Annotated in this window: 16 protein-coding genes; 11 read left to right on the top strand and 5 right to left on the bottom strand. The window is 73.5% G+C overall.

The window, feature by feature from the left end; genetic code table 11:
• Window position 1 precedes the first annotated feature (1 nt).
• From AB0H37_RS17320 to AB0H37_RS17285, 8 genes are all read left to right on the top strand, one after another.
• Complete coding sequence (locus tag AB0H37_RS17320; RefSeq protein WP_360613663.1) at window positions 2-1,207, top strand: VWA-like domain-containing protein; 1,206 nt, start codon at window positions 2-4, stop codon at window positions 1,205-1,207.
• 487 nt (window positions 1,208-1,694) lie between these two features.
• Entirely contained in the window at window positions 1,695-2,843 is a 1,149-nt protein-coding gene (locus AB0H37_RS17315; protein ID WP_360613661.1) for a hypothetical protein, read from the top strand.
• A 2-nt stretch (window positions 2,844-2,845) separates the two neighbouring features.
• The gene (locus tag AB0H37_RS17310) at window positions 2,846-4,216 is read left to right on the top strand and encodes a hypothetical protein (protein ID WP_360613659.1); all 1,371 of its coding nucleotides are present in this window, start codon (window positions 2,846-2,848) and stop codon (window positions 4,214-4,216) included.
• On the top strand, window positions 4,213-6,879 hold the full coding sequence (locus tag AB0H37_RS17305; RefSeq protein WP_360613657.1) for a hypothetical protein: 2,667 nt from the start codon (window positions 4,213-4,215) through the stop codon (window positions 6,877-6,879). The genes AB0H37_RS17310 and AB0H37_RS17305 overlap by 4 nt, the downstream gene beginning before the upstream one ends.
• Window positions 6,879-8,015, top strand: a complete 1,137-nt coding sequence (locus AB0H37_RS17300) for a hypothetical protein (RefSeq protein WP_360613655.1) — start codon at window positions 6,879-6,881, stop codon at window positions 8,013-8,015. Before AB0H37_RS17305 ends, AB0H37_RS17300 begins: the two co-directional genes overlap by 1 nt.
• Entirely contained in the window at window positions 8,012-8,596 is a 585-nt protein-coding gene (locus AB0H37_RS17295) for a hypothetical protein (RefSeq protein ID WP_360613653.1), read from the top strand. The genes AB0H37_RS17300 and AB0H37_RS17295 overlap by 4 nt, the downstream gene beginning before the upstream one ends.
• A gap of 33 nt (window positions 8,597-8,629) precedes the next feature.
• Window positions 8,630-9,865, top strand: a complete 1,236-nt coding sequence (locus AB0H37_RS17290) for a hypothetical protein (protein ID WP_360613651.1) — start codon at window positions 8,630-8,632, stop codon at window positions 9,863-9,865.
• 1 nt (window position 9,866) lies between these two features.
• On the top strand, window positions 9,867-10,991 hold the full coding sequence (locus AB0H37_RS17285; RefSeq protein ID WP_179835554.1) for a hypothetical protein: 1,125 nt from the start codon (window positions 9,867-9,869) through the stop codon (window positions 10,989-10,991).
• 29 nt (window positions 10,992-11,020) lie between these two features.
• On the opposite strand, the gene AB0H37_RS17280 is transcribed toward AB0H37_RS17285, so the two are convergent.
• The 5 genes from AB0H37_RS17280 to AB0H37_RS17260 form a co-directional block, all read right to left on the bottom strand.
• Window positions 11,021-12,586 carry a protein kinase gene (locus AB0H37_RS17280; protein WP_360613649.1) on the bottom strand — a complete coding sequence of 522 codons (1,566 nt, stop codon included), beginning with the start codon at window positions 12,584-12,586 and terminating at the stop codon, window positions 11,021-11,023.
• 201 nt (window positions 12,587-12,787) lie between these two features.
• Window positions 12,788-13,195, bottom strand: a complete 408-nt coding sequence (locus AB0H37_RS17275; protein WP_179838798.1) for an organic hydroperoxide resistance protein — start codon at window positions 13,193-13,195, stop codon at window positions 12,788-12,790.
• Window positions 13,196-13,262: 67 nt separating this feature from the next.
• Window positions 13,263-14,042, bottom strand: a complete 780-nt coding sequence (locus AB0H37_RS17270) for an IclR family transcriptional regulator (RefSeq protein ID WP_329089565.1) — start codon at window positions 14,040-14,042, stop codon at window positions 13,263-13,265.
• Window positions 14,043-14,085: 43 nt separating this feature from the next.
• Window positions 14,086-15,714, bottom strand: coding sequence for an FAD-binding protein (locus tag AB0H37_RS17265; RefSeq protein ID WP_360613646.1), 1,629 nt, complete (start codon window positions 15,712-15,714; stop codon window positions 14,086-14,088).
• 178 nt (window positions 15,715-15,892) lie between these two features.
• Window positions 15,893-16,795, bottom strand: a complete 903-nt coding sequence (locus AB0H37_RS17260) for a cyclase family protein (RefSeq protein ID WP_360613645.1) — start codon at window positions 16,793-16,795, stop codon at window positions 15,893-15,895.
• Between the two features lie 212 nt (window positions 16,796-17,007).
• Between AB0H37_RS17260 and AB0H37_RS17255 the strand changes: the two genes are divergently transcribed.
• The 3 genes from AB0H37_RS17255 to AB0H37_RS17245 are packed head-to-tail and all read left to right on the top strand — an operon-like array spanning window position 17,008 to window position 19,739.
• A complete protein-coding gene (locus AB0H37_RS17255; protein ID WP_360613643.1) occupies window positions 17,008-17,874 on the top strand; it encodes an isocitrate lyase/PEP mutase family protein in 867 nt (288 codons plus the stop codon).
• 9 nt (window positions 17,875-17,883) lie between these two features.
• Window positions 17,884-19,200, top strand: a complete 1,317-nt coding sequence (locus AB0H37_RS17250; protein WP_360613641.1) for an aconitase family protein — start codon at window positions 17,884-17,886, stop codon at window positions 19,198-19,200.
• Window positions 19,200-19,739 (top strand): 3-isopropylmalate dehydratase, encoded by a 540-nt coding sequence (locus AB0H37_RS17245; protein ID WP_360613639.1) that lies wholly within the window; start codon window positions 19,200-19,202, stop codon window positions 19,737-19,739. The genes AB0H37_RS17250 and AB0H37_RS17245 overlap by 1 nt, the downstream gene beginning before the upstream one ends.

Genomic DNA, 19,739 nt, shown 5'->3' with positions numbered 1-19,739 from the left:
CGTGGCCGACCTCGACCGGGTCAAGCTGCTCGCGGCGCGGTACCGTGCGGCCGGCGATCGGCCGTACCTCGCCTCGGCGCTGTACTCGCTGACGGTCGTGCCGACCGACCGGGTGCCGACGATGGGCGTCGATCGGCACTGGCGGTGCTATGTGTCACCGTCCTTCGTCGCGGCGACCTCCGTACCCGAACTCGCGGGCGTGTGGATCCACGAGGTGGCACACCTGCTGCGGGACCATCACGGCCGCGCGGACCTGCTGCCGGCCGCCGACCACCGCGACCGGGCGCGCCTGAACGTCGCCCAGGACTGCGAGATCAACGACGACCTGGTCGCCGACGGGCTGGAACTTCCCGAGGGCCGGGTGGTCCCCGGCGACTTCGGGCTGGAGACCGGACGGCTGTTCGAGGAGTACCTCCCGCACCTGCCGCCGTCGGCCTCCTGCTCCGACTGCGGCTCCGGCGCCCATGGCTCACCCGGCGACTGGGAGATCGTCGGGCCCGGCGGGCCGGGGGAGGTCAGCACGGTCGAAGCCGAGGCGCTGCGCCGCCACATCGCCGAGGCCATGCGCGCCCACCAGCGCAACCGCGGCTCCCTTCCGGGAGGCTGGCAACGCTGGGCGGAGCAGGTCCTCGAACCGGTGGTCGACTGGCGCCGCGTGCTCGCCGGAGCCGTGCGGGAGGCGGTCGCCTGGGCGGCCGGAGGGGTCGACTACACCTTCCACCGCCCGTCCCGCCGCACCGCCGCGCTGCGCGGCGTCGTCCTGCCGAGCCTGCGGCGCCCGCTGCCGGTCGTCGCGATCGTCATCGACACCTCCGGGTCCATGGGCGAGGACGACCTCGCGGCGGCCCTCGCCGAGGTGACCGGCGTGCTGCGCGAGGTCGGCGTCGGCGGAAACCGGATCACCGTGCTCGCCTGCGACGCCGATGTGCGGGCCGCGACGCGGGTGACGTCCGCGCAGCAGGTCGCGCTCGAAGGCGGCGGCGGCACCGACATGCGGGTCGGCATCCGGGCCGCCCTCGACCGGCCCGAACGACCCGGTGTCGTGATCGTGCTGACCGACGGCTTCACCCCGTGGCCCGAAGCGCCGTCGTCATCGCGCCTCATCGCCGCGCTCATCGGCACCGACCCGCCGCCCCCGCCGGCCTGGGTCGAAACGGTCCACGTCCCCCAGATCGGATCCGGTCCGGCGCGTCGCCCGAACCGGTGAACGCTGGTGGTCACCGCCCAGGTGAGGAGGCCCTGAGCGCCCGGTGGGGGCCCGCTCACCGGCCGCACCACCGCAAGCACGGCGATCGCGGTCGCCGCCTCGTTCTGGGGGACGTCTCTTCGCCGGAGTGAAAGGCCGTTGCAAGGCGCCCGGTCGCCGGTGTATGGCATTTTCACGGGGCGTTGTCCATTGCGTTTTGCACACTCCCGGAATTCTGTCCATGTTCGGTCGCGGCGGCAGGGCCGGCGGCAGGAGGTGGGGAGCCTCGTGCACGCGGCCCGACGGCCGGGCGGCCCTGTGGCGCGCCGCGGCAGGGCGGTCCCTTCTCCGGTCTGAGCCGATCTTGCCCCGAAAAGCGGCAACCTTCCTCCAACTCCGTGCGTCACACCTAGCGGGTCACTTGCACCACTTACTCACACCACTTACTCGTCACGCCGTAAATATGATCTGAGGGGGCGCTATCTACACAGAACGGGCGGGGGCGCCAGTGGAAGAGACATTCACCCTGCAAAAGTCATCATTCGGGCAATCCGGTCGGGTCACGGTCACTTTCGCGCAGGGCGAGCTGCAGCACGAGGACGCGCTCCTCAGCCACCGCTACGGCCGCGCCGACGACCGCGACGTCCTCCTCAAGACGGCCCTCTCGCCCGCCGGGGCGAAGGTGCTGCGCCGCGAGGCCGAGGTCTACGACCGGATCGGCGGGCGGCAGGCGTCCGCCGGGCGGATGATCGGCTTCCAGGCGGCCCAGAGCCCCGTACGCCTGATGGTCGCCCGTCGCGGCGTGCCCGTCTCCCGGTGCGAACCGGCGCCGCGGCTCGACGGCGTGCAGCTCGGCCGGGCGGCGCGCGACCTGTTCGGCGCGCTCGCGTTCCTCGCCGACCTCGGCTTCGCGCACCGGGCCGTCTCGGCGGACACGGTGTTCTGGGACGGCCGGCGCGTCGAACTGCACGGCTTCGGGCACGTGGAGCCGCTCGGCCCGCCCGAGGCGCTCGCCGGGTCCGCCCTCGGCACCCCGACGGGACTGCCGGTCAGCGACGTCCCGGACGTCCGGGCCGCCGCCCATCTGCTGCTCCGCCTCGCCACCGGATCGTCCGGCGGCGGCGCGCCCGCGGCCCTCGTCGCGATCCTCGCCGAGGTCGACGCCGATCTCGCGCAGGCGCTCGAACCGGCCCTCCACGCCACCGGCGGCCGTGACGTCTCCCCCGGTGAGATCAAGGACCGGCTGTGGCGGAGCCGTCCGAAGCCCCCGCCGCCCGAGCGCTTCCCGGAGGATCGGCACGATCCGGCGGCCCCGCCCCGGCAGCCGCCCCCGGCCCAGGTGCCCCCTCAGGCGATGCGGGCCGAGACCGGGCCGCGTTCGGCCGTCCGCGACCGGCGGCTCGCCGCGGAGGACGACGGACGGGCCGAGTTCCGCGAGCTGCGCCGCCGGCAGCGGAAGTTTCGCCAGAGCCGCCGGATCGCCGCCGAGCCGCCGCGGGTGCAGGCTCAGGCGGGCACCGTCACGCCGCCCTGGACGGCCCGGTCCCCGGCCACGGACGGGACGTCCCCCGGCGCCGCGAGCGGCGCTCTGCTGTTCCTCCTCCTCGGGGTCCTCGCCGTGGCCCTGATCGTCAGCGCCGTCCTGCTCGTGAGGTGACCGTGAGCGACCCCGAACCCCCCAGGCCCAAGCTTCCGCCGAAGCTCGACGAGCCGCCCTACCCACTACCCGCCGCGAATCCGGACCTGGACCTGGACGCGGTCACGGCCCCGGCCCTGGACGCCCGGCCGGGCGGCGCCGCGCCCGGCGACGCGCTCGCCGGCGCCACGACGGCCGAGAACACGGCGGCAGAGGACACGGCGGCAGGCCCCGCAGACGAGCCGCCGCCCGTGACGGTGATGAGCGAGGACCCCGGCCCGGCGTCCCCGCACCGCCCCCGCGTGCCCGGCCCGCCGGACGGCCCCGACCGCACCATGGTGTGCCCGTACTGCCTGAGCGAGTTCGACTGGAACAGCGCCCCGCTCGTCGATCGCACCGTGGACGGCGAGGAGATCGCGCTGACCCGGGAGCCCGGCGAGAGCGACGTCCGCTGGCGCACCCGGACGATGCACGCCTGGCGGGTCTGCGAGGCCACCGGCAAGGACCACTTCGTGCCCGCGTCGCTCGGCGGCATGACCGTCCTGATCGTCGGGATGGTCGGCACGTCCGGGTCGGGCAAGTCGCACCTGCTCGCGGCGATGACGGAGGAGCTCGACCAGTCCGCGCTGAAGATCTCGCACCGGCTGGACGTGCTGCCGCTAGACCCGCGGCTGCAGCGGGAGCTGTTCGCCAGGAACCGGTTCGACCTGCTGCGCGACCGCAAGCCGCTGCCGGTCACCCGCCGGGCACTGAGCCCGGAGTTCACCTGCGCCTACCGGATCACCAGCGGGCACACCGGCGAGCAGTACGCGCTGCTGATCTTCGATGTGCCGGGCGAGATCTTCAGCCAGGGCCACACCCGCGACGACACCCCCTTCATGAGCATCGCGGACGGGCTGATCTTCGTGGCGGACGGCACGGAACTGGACGTTCGGCACGGCCGGCACACCGGCGACCCGGGGTTCACCGCGGTGCTCAGCCACATCGACCACGTCCGCGGCGGGCAGGGCCAGGAGTTCCTGCCGCTGCCCGCCGCGCTGGTGATCGCCAAGTCGGACACGCTGCGCGCGTTCAAGGAGGTCGACCGGTGGCTCGACCGCCGGGACGACCTCGAACTCGGCACGGTCGAGGCGGAGTCCGAGGACGCCTACGCCCTGCTGCGCTCGCGCGGCGCGGGGTCGTGGCTCGTCCCGGTCCAGAAGTGCGAGGACGCGACCCTGCACTTCGCGTCGGCGACCGGCGTCGGCGTGGACATGGAGAGCGGCGAGTACCCCGAGCAGTCGTTCCGGCGGCAGCGGGTGCTGCGGCCGCTGCTGTCGCTGCTGGCGATGAAGGGCGTGCTGCCGCGCGCGGTGCTCGGCGCGCCCGCGGACCGGGAGGGCGTGGCGTCATGAGGACCGGTCCCCTTCCCGCGCCCGGCCGCGTCGACCAGATCGTCTTCGCCTGGTCGGACCGGCTGCTGGCCGGCGGCCGCGGCCTCGGACCGGTCGCGACGTCCCTCGGCACCGACGGGCTGCGCGTCTGGAACGAGCGGCTGGCCGGCGGCGACGTCGCCGTCGGGCAGTGGCTGTCCGGCGCGGCCGAGTGCGCGGCGCTCGGCGCGCTGCGCTTCGGCCGGCAGGGCGAGCACGGCGCCGCGCTGCGGCTGGTGCCGGCCCGCGACCCGAACGGCCGGCCCTCCCAGCTCGTGCACGCGCTCGTCGGCCCGGCGTCGGTGGTGAACGCGGCGCTGGTGCTCGGCCTGCACCGCTGGCCGGAGTGGAGCACGCCGGACCGGCTCGACGCGACGCCCTCGGACCTCGAAGCGCTCGACGCGACCGCGCTGTGGGCGCACGCGGAGGCCGGGCTGGACGAGGCGTCCGCACGCCGCGACGCGCTGGTCGGCCTGCTCGCCGGGGTGCTCGCCGCGCCGTGCGACCCGTACCTGGCCGAGATCTCCCCGGACGACGTCGGCCTGGTCGCCGGGCTCGTACGCAGGCTGGACGGGGTCGCCGGGGCGGCGCCGCTGACGATGCTGCTGGGCGCCCAGGTCACCCGTCCCGAGCTGCGGCCCCGGCTGCTGGCGGTCGGCCTGCCGGACGCCAGGAACGGGCGGACGTCACTGACGACCACGGGCGGCGCCGATCCCGGCGTCGCCCGGGTGGCCGAGCTTCTCGCCGACCTCCCGCCGACCTCGCTGACCCGGCCGCGCGCGCCGCTGAGGACCACCGCGGCGCTCGCGGACTGGGTGGAGGCGGAGCACCAGCGGGCCACCGGCGTCCTCGACCTCGTCGACCGGGCGATCGCGGGCACGCTGGACGAGCCCGAGCGCCGCTACCTGAACGGCCCGGACGGGCAGGAGCGGCTGCGCGCCGAACTGCGGAACGCCGACATGGCGCAGCTCACCGACCGGCTGCTGCGCTGGACCAAGGCGAACCCGCCCAGGCTGTCCGAGGTCGCCCGGACGCTCCGGCAGGTCGCCGCCGACCGGTACCTGACCGATGCCGGCGAGGACCGCGACACGGCCGACCGGCTCCTGCAGGCCGCCCGCCGGATGGACCTCACGGCGGCGGAGGCGAGGCGCGTCCTCGCGAACTGGTACTCCGGGCTGCCGAAGGTCACCTCGGCGGACCAGTACAGCGCCGTGTACTTCGCGCTCGGCGCGGGCATCGACCCCGCCTCCGACGAGACCTTCGCCCGGCTCCTGCCCGGTATGAAGGCGGCCAGCTTGCTGGAGTGGAGCAGGGTGCTGGCGCCGAGCGACCATGTGAAGGCCGCCCAGCACTTCATGCGCGCCGCGCACCGGCAGTGGAGCCGGGGCGACCGGCGCGGCGACGAGGGCGTCCGCGCGCTCATGCGCGAGACCGAGATGTTCCACGAGACGATCCACGACATCGTCTCGCGCTGCGGCCTGCGCGCGGAGGACGAGAACGACCTGTACCGGACCGTCCTGCATCTGGCGTACGGCGACCCGGTCACGGACCTGGCCCCGGTGCTCGGCGCGCTGCCCGCCGACGCGGAGGCGACGGAGTTCCGGCCGTGGGTGGCGCTCGCCGACGTGTTCGGAGGCGACCGCGCCCACGTCTTCCAGCTCGCCGCGCAGGCGCGCCGCCGGAAGGCCCCGCCGACGGTGCTCAGGGACATGCTGGGCGTCCTGTCCAGCACCGACCTGATCCAGGGAATGGCCGAGCAGACCGGCCAGCCGGGCCTCCTCGAACCCGTGTGCCATGTGCTGGGCAAGCGCCCCCGCACGCCCGCCGAGCAGCGCGCGACCTGCGACGCGGCACTGGCCGGGCGGTTCCTGGCCGGCCTGGTGGAGGGGGCGTGGCCCGACGAGCCCGAGATCCGGTTCAAGGCGTACTCGTTCCTGCTCCAGGCCGTCTACCAGGCCGGTGACCGAGCGGACGGCGGCGGGCTCACGCGGGCCGAGGTGGACGAGCTGGTGCGGGCCGGCGGCACGGGCCCGTTCCTGCTGGCCGTGGTCGCCCACGCGGCGCAGGACGCGGTCGTGCCCGCCCTCCTGCACGCGGCTCACCGGCACGCGGCCGACCTCGGCCTCCCGTCCGAGATCGCCGAGTCCGCGCTGCGCGGGCCGCACCGGGCCGCCGAGGCGCGGACCGCCAGGAGGACGTCCGCCGAACCGGCGCACGCCGGCATGCCTCACCAGCGGCACGCGCACCAGGGGCAGCCGGCCGAGGACGGCCCGGCTCGCACCGCGACCGCGTTCCCCGAGCCGCCGATCCCGCCGCAGCACTTCTCGTTCAACCCGCCGCCCGCGGGCCGGGACCACTTCCCGTCCGGCTCCGAGCAGGAGGAGCCGGACGACGGCCGGCACCCGATCGTCGTCTGGATCACCGGCCGCACCCTCCAGGAGTGGGCGATCGCGGTGCTCGGCCTCGGGATCGTCGTCCTGCTCGGCCTCCTGCTGTTCGGCGGCTCGGACGGGGCCCCGCCGCCGCGGCAGGCCCCCACGACCGTGACCGTCACCGTCACGCCGTCCGTCTCCCCGACGACCAGTGCCGAGACGCCGTCCGGCGGCGACCGGTCCCCGCAACCGACGACAGGAAAGACCCCCTGATGGCGACTGGAGCGACGATCAGCCCGACCGAGCCCCTCACCTCCGACGACATCCTCAGCGGCATCAGCGCGCGGTTCCACCGGTACGCCGACCGGGCGCTGCGGGACTCCCCCGGGGACGCCGCCAGCGGCCCCGCGCTGCTGAAACGCCTCGCCGACGACCTCGACCCCGCCGGCGGGCCGCCGCCGGCCGGCGTCGACCTCGTCACCGCCTACCCGGCGGACGCGCTGCTGCCCGACCCGGTGCCGCGGCGGTGGCTGGAGATCACGCTGTCCTGGGGCAGGTTCTTCCAGAACGTGCTCGTCTTCGCCCCGATCGTCATCACCTGGTGGAAGCTGCACGACGCCCTGAACGCCTACGGCCGGGCCCACAGCGAGGGCTCGTTCCTGCTCGGCTGGCAGGCCGGCTCGTTCGACCCCGACCACATCCGGCGCGGCGTCCAGGACTTCGCGCCGCTGTCGGAGACCGCGTGGTCGGTCGTGCTCGCCGTCCTGGTCGTCATCGGGTTCACCGCCGTCGTGACCACCTGCGAGAACCTTCTCGACCGTCCGCGTTACGAGGCCGAGCGCGTGCAGATCGCGCAGGACCTGGCGCTCGCGTCGCACCTGCTGTCCGGTTCCCGGGACGGCAAGGTCACCTACCGGGACCTCCAGGCGCTGGTGCAGCGGATGGAGACCAGCGTGGGCGGGCTCGTCGGCCGCCTCGCGGGCACCGCCGAGGACGTCCGCGCGGCGCTGGAGGGCAGCACCGGCAAGCGGATCGAGGAGGCCGTCCAGACCTGGATCGACAAGGCCGAGTCGCTGGAACGGGCGATCATGAGCATGCAGGCGCCCGCCGAGACGCTGGAGAGCTTCCGGAAGCTGCAGGACGACATCTCGGCCGGGCAGCGCGAGCTGCGCGCCGAACTGGCCGCCATGGTGACGCAGGTGGAGCGGGCGACGCTCGCCACCACCGACCACGCCGAAGCCGCGCAGCACTACCAGGACGCCGGCAACGCGGTGCTCGCCGACGCGGTCACCCGGCTCTCCGTCGGCACCGACCGGCTGTCGAAGGCGCTCGAACAGCTGGAGTACCTCGTCGACGACACCCGCGAGTTCGTCGCCTACGTGCGGCACGACGGCGGTGCCCACCGGTGACCGGGCCCGCGAGGAGGCGCGCGTCCCGGCGGGGACGGCGGACCTCCCGGTTCGCCGCGGCGCACCTCGCCGGCTGGCTGTTCGCCGACCTGATGCTCGTGCTGTTCCTCGTCGCCATGGCGGTGCAGCCCCGCGCGCAGCTCACCACCGGCCTGCCGGAGCAGAAGAAGCCGCGGCCGTCCGGCCCGCGCGTCCTCGGCCAGGACTTCTGCGACTTCCTGATCCCGGTGCAGGCCGGGGGCCTCCTCTCCGGCTCCGGCAGGGCCCGCGCCGACCTGCTGAAGAAGGTCGACGAGGCCCTGCGCGGCGAGCACCCGTCCTGGCTGTACGGGGACGAGATGCGGCGCGAGGACGCCCGCAGCGCCTGCATCGAGCAGCTCGAACAGAAGCTCCAGGTCGGCTTCTTCCTCGCCTACGGCGCGCGGAACGACACCGGCAGCGGCGTCGCCCTCGGCAAGAACGCCGCTAAGGCCATCAAGTCCGGCAACCCGCGGTTCCGCGAGGCGATCTACCGGGCCGCGTGGACGGGCGGGGAGGGCGACGGCTCCGTCCAGCTCGTCGTCTTCTTCTACCAAGACTGATCCCAGAGCCGATCGACACAGGGACGTGACGGGGTGACCACCGAAATCGCACTGCTCGAAACGCCGTCCGGCGAGGGACGCGCCGAGTTCGCGCTGACCCTCGACCAGGGGAGCCGGGTCGGCGCCCGCTACAAGAGCCACTACGGCACGGTCCGGCCCGCCGGCGGCGGTGCCGAGGTCGAGTGCGTGTACAAGGTCGCCACCGGCGCCATGGGGAAGCGCGTGCTGGGCAACGAGGTCGCCGTCTGGGGCGGCCTCCGCATGGAGGACGTGCGCGCCGACCAGTTCGGAACGCTGCTCGGCTTCGACGTCGACTCTCCCGACGGCCCGGCCCGGCTGGTGCAGACACGGCGCGGCCGTCCGCTCACCGAGACGTCCCCGCTCACCGCCGAGCGGCTGCGGCAGCCGGCCCACGACCTGTTCACCGCGCTCCGGGTGCTCTCGGACAACGCCTACGCGCTGGGCGAGCTGTCCCCCGGGATGCTCCTGTGGGACGGCAGGCGGCTGCAGATCGCCGACCTCGGCAACGCGGTCGGCCAGCCGGACGACCTCCGGGCGGCGCGGGACGTGCGCGCGGCGGCCGGGCTGCTGTTCTGGCTCGCGTCGGGCGAGGAGTCGTCGTTCGGGCCGGACGGCGCGGGGCCCGTCGACGGGGACGAGTTGGGCTGGCTGATCCGGCACCACCCCGACCTCGGCATGGTGCTCCGTCCCGTCTTCGACGAGGAGGTCCCCACGGCCGCGGAGGTGCTGGCCCGCATGGACGGCTGGCCCCGCTCCGGCGACACCACGGAGCGGGACGTGCGCGCCGGGCAGGACTCCCCCACCGAGCATGACGTTCCCGAGGACGACGACACGCGGACCGTGGAGATCCACGCCACCCGTCCGGCGCAGGCCGGGCCGGCCCGGCCCGCCCGGCCGGCGGAACGGGCCGCGCCGAAGCCGCCGCCTCCACCGATGCCCCCGGCGACGGGCGCCGGCTCGCGCGCCATCGAGAACTACCGGAGGGAGAAGCAGTGGCTCGGCCAGCGGAGACACAGGGCGCACCCGTCCGGAGGGTCCGCGCCGCCGTTCACTCCGGGGCCGGGTACGGGACAAGGACCGGCGCCGGGAGCCGGACGGCCGGGAGCCGCGCAGGGGATCGGCGTCCCCTCGCTGCCCCGCGACTTCCCGTTCCGCGTCGGCGACGACGGCAGGCGCAGACCGCACCCCGCGCTGGTGTGGCCCGTGGTGTTCGTCCTGGTCGTCCTCATCCTCCTGGTGGTGTTGTGACATGATCGCCCCGCCCTGGCAGCCCGGCCCCGCGGCGTACCCCGGCCCGGAGCCGAGCGCCCGCACGCTCTGCCCGTACTGCCTGAACCACCTCGACTGGTCCGACTACGGCGAGGTCCCGCTCGTCAAGAACACCCCCGACGGTCCGGAGGTGCTGACGCGGGCACCGGACGAGCCGGAGGTCCGCTGGCGGCACCGGACCCTCGGCGCGATGCGGCAGTGCCACGGCGACGGCGACCCGCACTCCCTCCCGGCCGACTACGGCGACCTGGACCCGCTCATCATCGGGCTGGTCGGCGCCAGCGCGGCCGGCAAGACCCACCTGCTCACCGCGATGATCGCGCAGCTCGAACGGCGCAAGGCCATGCTCGCGCCGGAGCTGCGCATCGAGCCGCTCGACGGGCACCTGCGGCAGCGGTTCTACGAGGAGAGGATCCGGCCGTTCCTGGAGCAGCGCCGCGTCCTGCCCGCCACCCGCCGCTCCGCGCGGGCCGAGTTCGTCTACGCGCTGCGGGTGTCCAGCGAGTACACCGGGCGGACCCACGCGGTCGGGTTCTTCGACGTCCCCGGCGAGCACTACCACCGGTACGAGTACGAGGACACCCCGTTCCTCAGCCTCGCCGACGCGATCCTCTACGTCGCGGACGGCCAGCAGCTCCGCACCGGCGACGACTGGAACCCGTGGGTGCCCGACCCCGGCTTCACGCACGCGATCACCCAGCTCCTGCACACCCGGCAGACCCGCGACGGCCTGCTGCCGCCCGGGGCCATCGTCGTCGCCAAGTCCGACATGCTGGCCGGGCTCGACGGCACCATCGCGCACTGGCTCGCGCGGGACGACGAGACGGTGCTCGGCGACCTGCGCACCGTCGAGGACGAGAACGAGGCCGCCTACGCGTTCCTGGACCGGCACGGCGCCGAACTGTGGCTCGCGCCGTTCCACTCCGGCTCGCCCACCACCCTCCACTTCGCGTCAGCGTCGGGCGTGCCGCCGATCCCGGAGGAGGGCGTCTTCCCGCACCGGAACTTCCGTCCGACCCGGGTGCTGCGCCCGCTGCTGTCGCTGTTCAGCGCCACCGGGCTGATCCCCCGCATCGACACCGAGGAGCCCGGCCAGTACCTGTGAACCCTCCCGGTCGCCGTCGTGGCGGCCGGTCAGCGCCGGTGCGGGCCGTGCCCGCCCACGACGCGCCAGGCGTGCGGGGCGAGGAGCTGTGCCACCACGAGGTCGGCGCGCCCCTCCACGGTGGCGGGGTCGGCCGCCTCCGCGAGCCGGAGCCGGTCCGGCCACCACGGGACGTCGCGCGGCACGGCCGCGGCCAGCGCGCGGACCCGCTCCGCGGCGTCGGCGAGCAGCGTGAGCTCCGCCGCCCACGCCCACAGCATCGGCCACTCCCGCTCGGACGGCAGCTCCGCCGGCGGGCGGCCCGGACGGCTCCGCAGCACCCGGCCGCGCAGCCAGCTCAGCTTGCCCTCCGCCCGGGCGACGATCTCCGGGACGTCCGCGTGCACCCGGTCCAGGACGGCGCAGCGCCCCCGGCAGGCGGGATGCGCGCAACGGTGCCGGGCCGCGTCGGCCAGCACTCCGCCGTCCACCACCTCTCGCAGCAGCTCCCGGTCGGCGGGGCCGCCCCGGGCGAGCCCGAGCAACCCCGGTGCGTCGATCGGACGGCCCTCATAGCGCGGCGTCACGTCCGGGATGACCTGCGCGATCAGCCTGATCAGCGCCCGCCGCGCCCCGTCGCCGCCCAGCCCGCGCAGGTACCGCACCTCGGCGGGGTCGGCGCCCTGCCGGACGAGCCAGTCGGCCAGCCGCCCGCCGTTGCCGGCCAGCCAGGCGGCGCCGTCCCGCCAGTTCCGCTCCAGGTCGTCGGCGAGGCCCCGGACGTCCCGGTAGGTGCGGCCGTTGAACCGCGGCGGCCGGTGCTCGTCCGCGACCCACGCCACCACGTGCTCGTACGTCCAGCGCCGCGCCGGGTCGACGACGAGCAGCCCGTCGATCAGCCGCCGCCACTCCGGGTCGGTCACGGCGTCCAGCGCGGGCCGCCGCCCGGCGCGCAGCAGCTCCCGCACCCGCGCGGACGGCGTCCCCTCGTACGGCGTCCGCCCGAGGAGGAGCTGGTAGGCGATGATCCCGAGAGCCCACCAGGCGGCCGGAGCGCCGCGGCGGCCCCGCGCGGTCTCGGGCGCGGCGTAGGCCCAGGTGGTCAGCAGCCCGCCCGGATCCCGCCCATGGACCCGGACATTGCGGGCTATGCCTCCGAAGTCGCCGATCAGCAGTTCATAGGGGTTCCGTGACCGCACCAGGATGTTGGCCGGTTTCACGTCCGTGTGCGTCAACCCCATGGCGCCCAGCCAGAAGTTCAGGCATTCGGCGAGTTCGGCGACGATCGCCCGCAGTTCCGCGTCGCCGAGCGGGAGGGCGTCCCGGATCAGCGCGTCCAGCGAACCGTGCGCGCAGTACTCCTGCGCCATCCAGCCGACCTCGGCGCCGTCCACGGCGAGGTTCCCGTAATCATGGATCCGGGGGACGTGCCGGGTCGCCTCCAGCCGCCCCAGCACCACGATCTGGTCGGTCTCCAGCCGGGAGTCCCGGTGCACCTTGACGACGACCAGGTCGGCGCCCGCGCACCCGCCGCCGAGCGGCTCGGCCAGGTGGACGACCGACTCGGCGCCGACCGCCTCGATCCGGACCGGCCGGAATTTCTCCCGCAATGCCACCGGAAACTCACCGATCTCCCCGGCACCGCCGCCCAGCCCCAAAGAACGCCCTTTCCCCGTCCGCCCCGAATGCCCCAATCCTATGTCGGCGGACCACCCCGAAATGGGTCGCCCGACGCACCGACGGAAGGCGGACGGCGGCATCCAGGTCGTCCTGAGGGACTCCGGCCGCCGGGGGCCGACGCCCGATCCGCGGTCGCTCTACTCGATCACCAAATCGACCGGGATGTTGCCTCGGGTCGCGTTGGAGTAGGGGCAGATCTGGTGGGCGCGCTCTACGAGCTGTTCGCCGTCGGCGAGGTCGTCCGGCAGTTCTACGCGGAGGACCACACCGAGGCCGAAGCCCTTCTCGGTGTCGCCGTGGAGGCCGACCTCGGCGGTCACCGAGACGTCACGGACGTCGTGACGGGAGGCCCGCGCGACCGCGCTGAGCGCGCTGGCGAAACAGGCCGCGTAGCCGGCCGCGAAGAGTTGCTCGGGATTGGTGCCCTCGCCGCTGCCGCCCAGCTCACGGGGCGGGGCCAGGGAGACGTCCAGGCGTCCATCAGAGGTCACGGCTCGGCCGTCCCGGCCGTTGGCGGTGGCGACGGCGGTGTAGCGGGCGTCCATGGTCTTCCTTTCCTCATGCATGCGGGGGTCAGGGGGTGAGCGACGGGTTGAGAGTGCGGTGTGTCCTTCAGTGGCCCAGACGGCTGGACAGTTCGCGGGCGGAGGACTGGACGGCCTCGATGATCTCCAGGAGACGGCTGCCGCGGAAGCCGTCGTTGACGCCCCCCAGGCTCAGGGTCGCGACGAGTTCGCCCTGCGCGTCGAAGACGGGGGCGGCGACGGCGCCGACGCCGTAGAGGTAGTCCTCCTCGCTGATCGCGTAGCCGTCGCGGACGATCTTGTCGAGCCGGTCCTTGAGGGACGGCGCGTCGACGAGCGTGTTCGAGGTGTACTGGTCGAGCGTCCGGGCGAGCCAGCGTTCCCGCAGTTCGTCCGAGAAGGCGAGCATCACCACCGGGCCCGCCGCGGTGTGGTACGGCAGCACCGTCCCGACGCCGACCGTGTTGACCCGGACCGGGTTGTTGCCCTGGAAGATGTCGACGCAGACGGCGCCGTCGGGACCGGGGATCATGAGGTAGGCGGTGTCACCGAACCGGTCGGCCAGGCCGCGCAGAAACGGGACCGCCTCGCTGCGGAGGCTGAGTTCGGCGAGCGCGACGGCGCCGACCCGGAAGGGGCGCATGGTGAGCCGGTAGGTGGCGCCCTCGCCGCGGGTCAGCCAGCCGGCCTGGATCAGCGTCGCGGCCAGCCGGTGGACCGTGGTCTTGTTCATGCCGGTGGCCACGGTCAGGTCGGCGAGTGTCAGGTTCGGTTTCTCCCGGGTGAAGCACTCCATGAGCTGGCAGGCCTTGAGCACCGACACCACGACGTTCTTGGGGTCGACGCCCTCCCGGTCATCGGGGGTCATCCGACCTCCCTGCGCGTTCCGTAATCCGGTCCATATTCCGATTCTATCGATCCAGGGCCGCGGACGAGCCCAGGGCGTGGGTGGCGGCGGCGTAGGCGTAGGTGTAGTTGCGCGCGTTGGCGAGGCCGGTGACATACCCCTTGAGTTCCTTCGTGGCAGCGGCGTTGCCGGTGGCGTAGAGCCCGGGCACCGTCCCGCCGTCGCGCCGTCGTACGCGCGCGCTGCCGTCGATCCAGAGTCCGAGCGTGCCCATCCCGAAGCCGACGATCGAGAGGGGAAGAGCGTAGAACGGCGGCGTGGCGAGCGGTCCGAGGTTCGGATTCGGCTCGTGCAGGGGGTCACCATAGGCGCGGCGGACGAAGGGCAGGGAACCGCGGTGGAACTCCGGGTCCTCACCGCGTTCCGCGCCCTTGTTGAAGGACGCGAACGTCGCGGCCAGCCCGTCGGGATCAATCCCCGTGGCCCGCGCGAGGTCCTCCGGCGAGTCCGCGCGGACGATCTCGTCCGGCCAGGGCTCGCCGGGGGCGTACCTCCCCAGCCGGTAGCGCCGGCGGAACTCCTCGTCGGCCAGGAACCAGCAGGGGTAGTTGGACCACTGCCTGCTCCGGCCGTCGAAGCGCCGCAGGGCCCCGATCAGTGCACCGTAGTAGGCCTCGTCGCCGAACCGGCGCCCGTCCCGGTTGACGATCATCGAGTGCGGTAGCCCGAGATGCTCCAGCAGGGGCCGGCAGAGGGGCAGGTCGCCGCCCGGGTGGGTCTCGCCGGGAAAGTGGAATCCGACGCTGAAGAACGGGTCGGCACCGCGGACGGTCGCGGCGCCCGCCCGCTGGGCGAGCAGCAGATTGTCACCGTCGACGACGGGCGGGGCCGACTCGACGAGCGCCGGGACGTCCTCCAGTTCCCAGGCGTCGGGGGCGTGGCCGTACCCGCCTGCGGCGATCAGCACGCCGCGGCTCGCCCGGACCGTCACGCGCCCGTCGGGTCCGTCGAGGACGGCGCCCTTGACCGCGTCGCCGTCCATGAGCAGCTGGATCGCCCGGTGTCGGGGCAGGCAGTCGATGCCGCGTTCGGTGAGCGCCGCGCGGATGAAGGCCGCCGACAGCCCGGAGCCGTGCGTCAGCAGGTCCCGGTCGGCGCCGCGCCGTTGCCAGCGGTCGACTTCGCTCGGGTCCGTCGACCCCTCGGAGTAAAGATCGTTCCGGGGTATCCCGGTCACGTAATAGGGACTCGGACGCAGCCTGTCGCGCCAGGGGCCGAGCGTGGCGCCGGGCACGACGCACTCCAGCAGCCGCCCCTCGGGGGTCGAGCCGGGGGCCGGGTGGTAGAGGTCGGGGCAGTTCCGGATCACCTCGAACGGGACGCCTGCCTCGCGGTACCACCCAGTCGCCTCGACGGCCAGTTCCAGGTAGGCGCGCCGGGCCCGGCGATCGACCGGACGGCCCTGCCCCTGCACGTGGTCCAGGTACGCCTCGGTCGCGGCGAGCGAGTCGGCCGAGCCGGTGAGGTCGTTGGCACCGACCCAGACGAAGCCGCCGCTGTAGGCGGCCACGCCGCCCACCATGTCGGATCGTTCCACGACCAGGACGTCCGCGCCCAGGTCGTGTGCGCGGACGGCGCCGGCCAGGCCGCCGAGGCCGCCGCCTATGCACAGGAAGTCAACGGTGCGCTCCATGTTCATCCCTCGGTCGCGGTAGTCGCCCTCGGACACATGCCTCCTTGACAGGCTGCGTCCACGGGCTCTGGTTCGGACGTGATGCACCGGCCCTTGCGGTGCGAGGTCCCCGGTTCGCACTACGCGTCGCCGGGCCGGGGGCCTGTCGCGGGGTCTCGCGGGGCGCATCGGATGCTTGTCAGAGGACGGCCACGGGGGTGATCGGGGAGCCCGTCGCGCCGGGGACCACCAGCGGTCCGAGGACGAGCATGAAATCGGTGCGGTCCTCGGCGGCGAGCGCGGCGGCGAGCTCGTCGAGCACCATGCTGTGCACAAGGTGGACGCCCAGGTACACCAGCGCGAGCACGTGCACCGGGAGCCGGCAGTGCTCGACCGCGACGGGGAAGGCGTCCCCGGGGCCGTCCGTTCCGACCACGGCGGCGTCCCGGTCCGCCACGAAGCGCAGGGCGTCGGGATGCAGGCCCGACAGGTGCCCGTACCGGTCGCCGGGATCGGGCGCGGGACTTGGCGCGTTCCAACGGCCGGTGCGGACGACGAGGGCGTCGCCCGGGCCGAGACCAGGCGCGGCCTCGGCGAGTTCGTCGTGGCCGACGGCGGTGCCGGCCGGGAGGTGGTCCACGCCGCGCAGCCGCGGGATGTCGGCCAGAACGGCGCGTGTCACCACGGGGGCGGCGGCCGTGATGTCGCACTCCGCCACGCCGTCCGGACCGGCCATCGAGGCGAAGGCGCGTCCTCCGTAGCCGCGGCCGCGGTGCCCGATATGGCTCAGCGCGTCCATGTGCGTGATCTCCAGGCCGTGGCACTCGGAGCTCACCCGGTCGCTCGCGGCCTGGACGTCGCCGCCCGCATTGGAGCCCCACCAGGTGATCATCCGGTGCTCGAAGGCGCTGTCCCCGGCTGCGGGATAGTAGGCCGGCAGGCGGTCGTCGAGCGTTCTGGCCAGAGAGATCGCGCGACCGCTCCGCACACTCGCCGCGGCCGAACGGATCTTCTCCGGGCCGACGAGGTTCAGCGTTCCGCGCTCGTCGCGCTCGCCCCAGCGGCCCCAGTTGGCGCCGACCCCCGGCCAGAACGTGTCCATGTGATCCTCCAGCCGATGCAAATCTCTTCGGAAGATGTTCCGGATTACGGACTATCACACGAGGGTTCGGCGCAGTCAACACATCGGCGGCGAATCACCTTGACCAGCCTTCATAGGTCGAGATCCCGGCAGGAAGGACTCATTGACAGGCAGGAAGCTCATACCTAATGTCTTCTCCGAAATCCGTTTCACTATCCGGAAAGGGTGAGCGCATGACAGCGACGCGGCTCCGTGAACTGATGGACGACGACGTGGTCTTCGCCCCCGGCGTGTGGGACGGGCTGAGCGCGCGCCTGGCCGAGCAGGCCGGCTTCCCGGCCCTGTGCGCCTCCGGCTTCGCGATCTCCGCCGCGCTCGGCCTGCCCGACGCGGAGCTGTACACGATGTCGGAGAACCTCGACGCGGTCCGGCGGATCATCGAGACCAGCGACCTGCCGGTCATCGCCGACATCGACACCGGCTACGGCAACGCCGTGAACGCCGCGCGGACGGCCCGCCGGTTCGCCGCCGCGGGGGTGGCCGCGGTCTTCATGGAGGACCAGGAGTCACCGAAGCGCTGCCCGATCTGCGTCGGCGACCCGGTTCCGGTGATCTCCCTGGAGGAGGCCGCCGGGAAGATCCGTGCCGTCCGCGACGCGGTCGGCGACCGGCTGGTGGTGATCGCCCGGACGGACACCGCGGGCGAGGAGGCACTCGGCCGAGCGGAGGCCTACGCCGCCGCCGGGGCCGAGATGATCATGCCGGTCACCAAGACCTTCGCGGGCGTGGACGACTGGGCACGGTGCCGCGAGCGCGCCGGCGTCCCGCTGATGGCCACGCTCACCGCGTCCACCTGGGTCGAGCGGGACTTCACGCCCGCGGTGCTGCGCGAGGTCGGTGTGAGGCTCGCCCTGCTGCCCACGCAGATCCTGCTGTCGGCGACGGGGGCGATGCGCGAGACGCTCCGGCGGCTGGAGTCCGGTGAGCCGCCCGCCGAGGTCAGCGCGGACGCGCTCCCCCACCACGACTTCGTCGATCTGATCGGCTTCGCCGACATCGAGAGGGCGCAGGAGAAGTACCTGCCCGTGGCCGGAGCCTGAGGGGGCACGATGACGCGATTCGACGACGCCACCGGCACCGCGGCGACCGCGCGGACCGCCACGGCGCAGACCATCACCGAGAAGATCCTCGCCCGCGCGGCCGGGCTCGGCACCGCCCGCGCCGGGCAGAACCACGCCTTCCGGCCGGACTACATGGTGGCCTACGACTTCCCGGGCTACACCGACCTGATGTTCAAGCAGATGCACGACGACTTCGGCATCACCACGGTCGACGATCCCGAGCGCTACCTCATCTTCATCGACCACATGCTGTCCAACCGCGACGGGCGGGAACGGGAGGTGCACGACGTCACCCGCCGCTGGGGCGACTTCTACGGGATCACCGTGCACGAGGGCCGCGGCATCGGTCACCAGGTGGCGGCCGAGATGGGCTACGCCCTGCCTGGAACGTTCCTCATCCATTTCGACGGCCACATCAGCGGCCTCGGCGCGTTCGGAGCCCTGGGCTGGGGCGTGCGCCGCGACCTCCTGGAGGCCTGGGTCAGCGGTCAGATCTTCCTGGACGTGCCCGCCTCGACGCGCTTCCACCTCACCGGTGCCTTCGCGCCCGGCGTCGACAACCGCGACCTCATCCACGAGATCATCTCCCGGGTGGGCGCGGACGGTTGCGCCCACCAGGTCATGGAGTTCACCGGACCGGGCGCGGAGGCGATGAGCATCGGCCGCCGCCAGGGCCTGTGCGGGATGGCCATGTTCACGGGCGCGGTCTCCGCCATCTTCAACCCCGACGACCTGGCGCTGGAGTACGCCCGGAGCGTCGCGCGCAAGGAGTTCGAGCCGCTGACCAGCGATCCGGACGCGTCCTACACCGCCACCCACCACATCGACCTCGACGCGCTCCAGCCCCGGATCGTCCTGCCCGGGTCGGCGCGGGCCGCCAACACGCTCGGTGTCGAGGACGCCGCGGGCACGCCCATCACGCGGGCGTTCATCGGCTCCTGCGCCAGCGGCCGCATCGAGGACATCAGGGCCGCCGCCCAGATCCTGCGCGGCCGCCGCGTCGCGCCCGGCGTGCGCCTCAACGTCGTGCCGACGTCAGAGGTCATCCACCGGCAGGCCGAGGAGGAGGGGCTGCTGGACGTGCTGCGCGAGGCCGGCGCGGACGTGGCCATCTCCAGTTGCGACTTCTGCTTCGGCTACGCCAAGCCGCTCCAGGAGGGCGAGAACTGCATCTCCACGGGCGTGCTGAACATCTCCGGGCGCATGGGCAGTCCCGGCGCCGACATCTACATGGGTTCGGCCTACACCGTCGCGGCCAGCGCCGTCGCCGGGCGGATCACCGACCCGCGGGAGGTGATGGCGTGATGGCCGCCGAGGCCCCGGTCCTGCCCGACGTCCTGCGCGGACGCGTCGCCTGGGTGTTCGGCGACGACTTCGACGTCGACCTGATCGTCGGTGTGGAGAACATCAAGTACTACGACCCGGACAAGCTGCGCGCCGTCTGCATGCGGTCGTTCGACCCGGAGTTCGTCGACAGGGTCCGGCCCGGCGACATGGTGGTGGGCGGACGCAACTTCGGCTACGGGCATCCGCACTACCCGCCGCTGGTCGCCCTGCGCAACGCGGGCATCAGCGCTGTGGTCGCCGAGTCCTTCTCCCCCGGGTTCTGGCGCGGCGAAACCTACAACGGGATGCCGCTGGTGACCGTCCCGGGCATCGTCGCGGCGGTGCGTCGCTTCGACGCCGTCGAGGTGGACTGGCGCAAGGCCACGGTGCGACTCGCGGACGGCACCGTACTGGCCGGCTCCCCGCCGAGCGACCGCGTCGTCAAGGTCCTGGAGGCCGGCGGCAGCCTCAACCTGCTGCTGCGCGAACACGGCCGGCCGGCCCCGGCGGAGCGCTGA

It is taken from the genome of Actinomadura sp. NPDC023710 (assembly GCF_040639875.1).
Classification (GTDB): Bacteria; Actinomycetota; Actinomycetes; order Streptosporangiales; family Streptosporangiaceae; genus Spirillospora; species Spirillospora citrea.
Note: the sequence above shows the minus strand (reverse complement) of the source record. Positions and strands in the feature narration are given on the sequence as shown.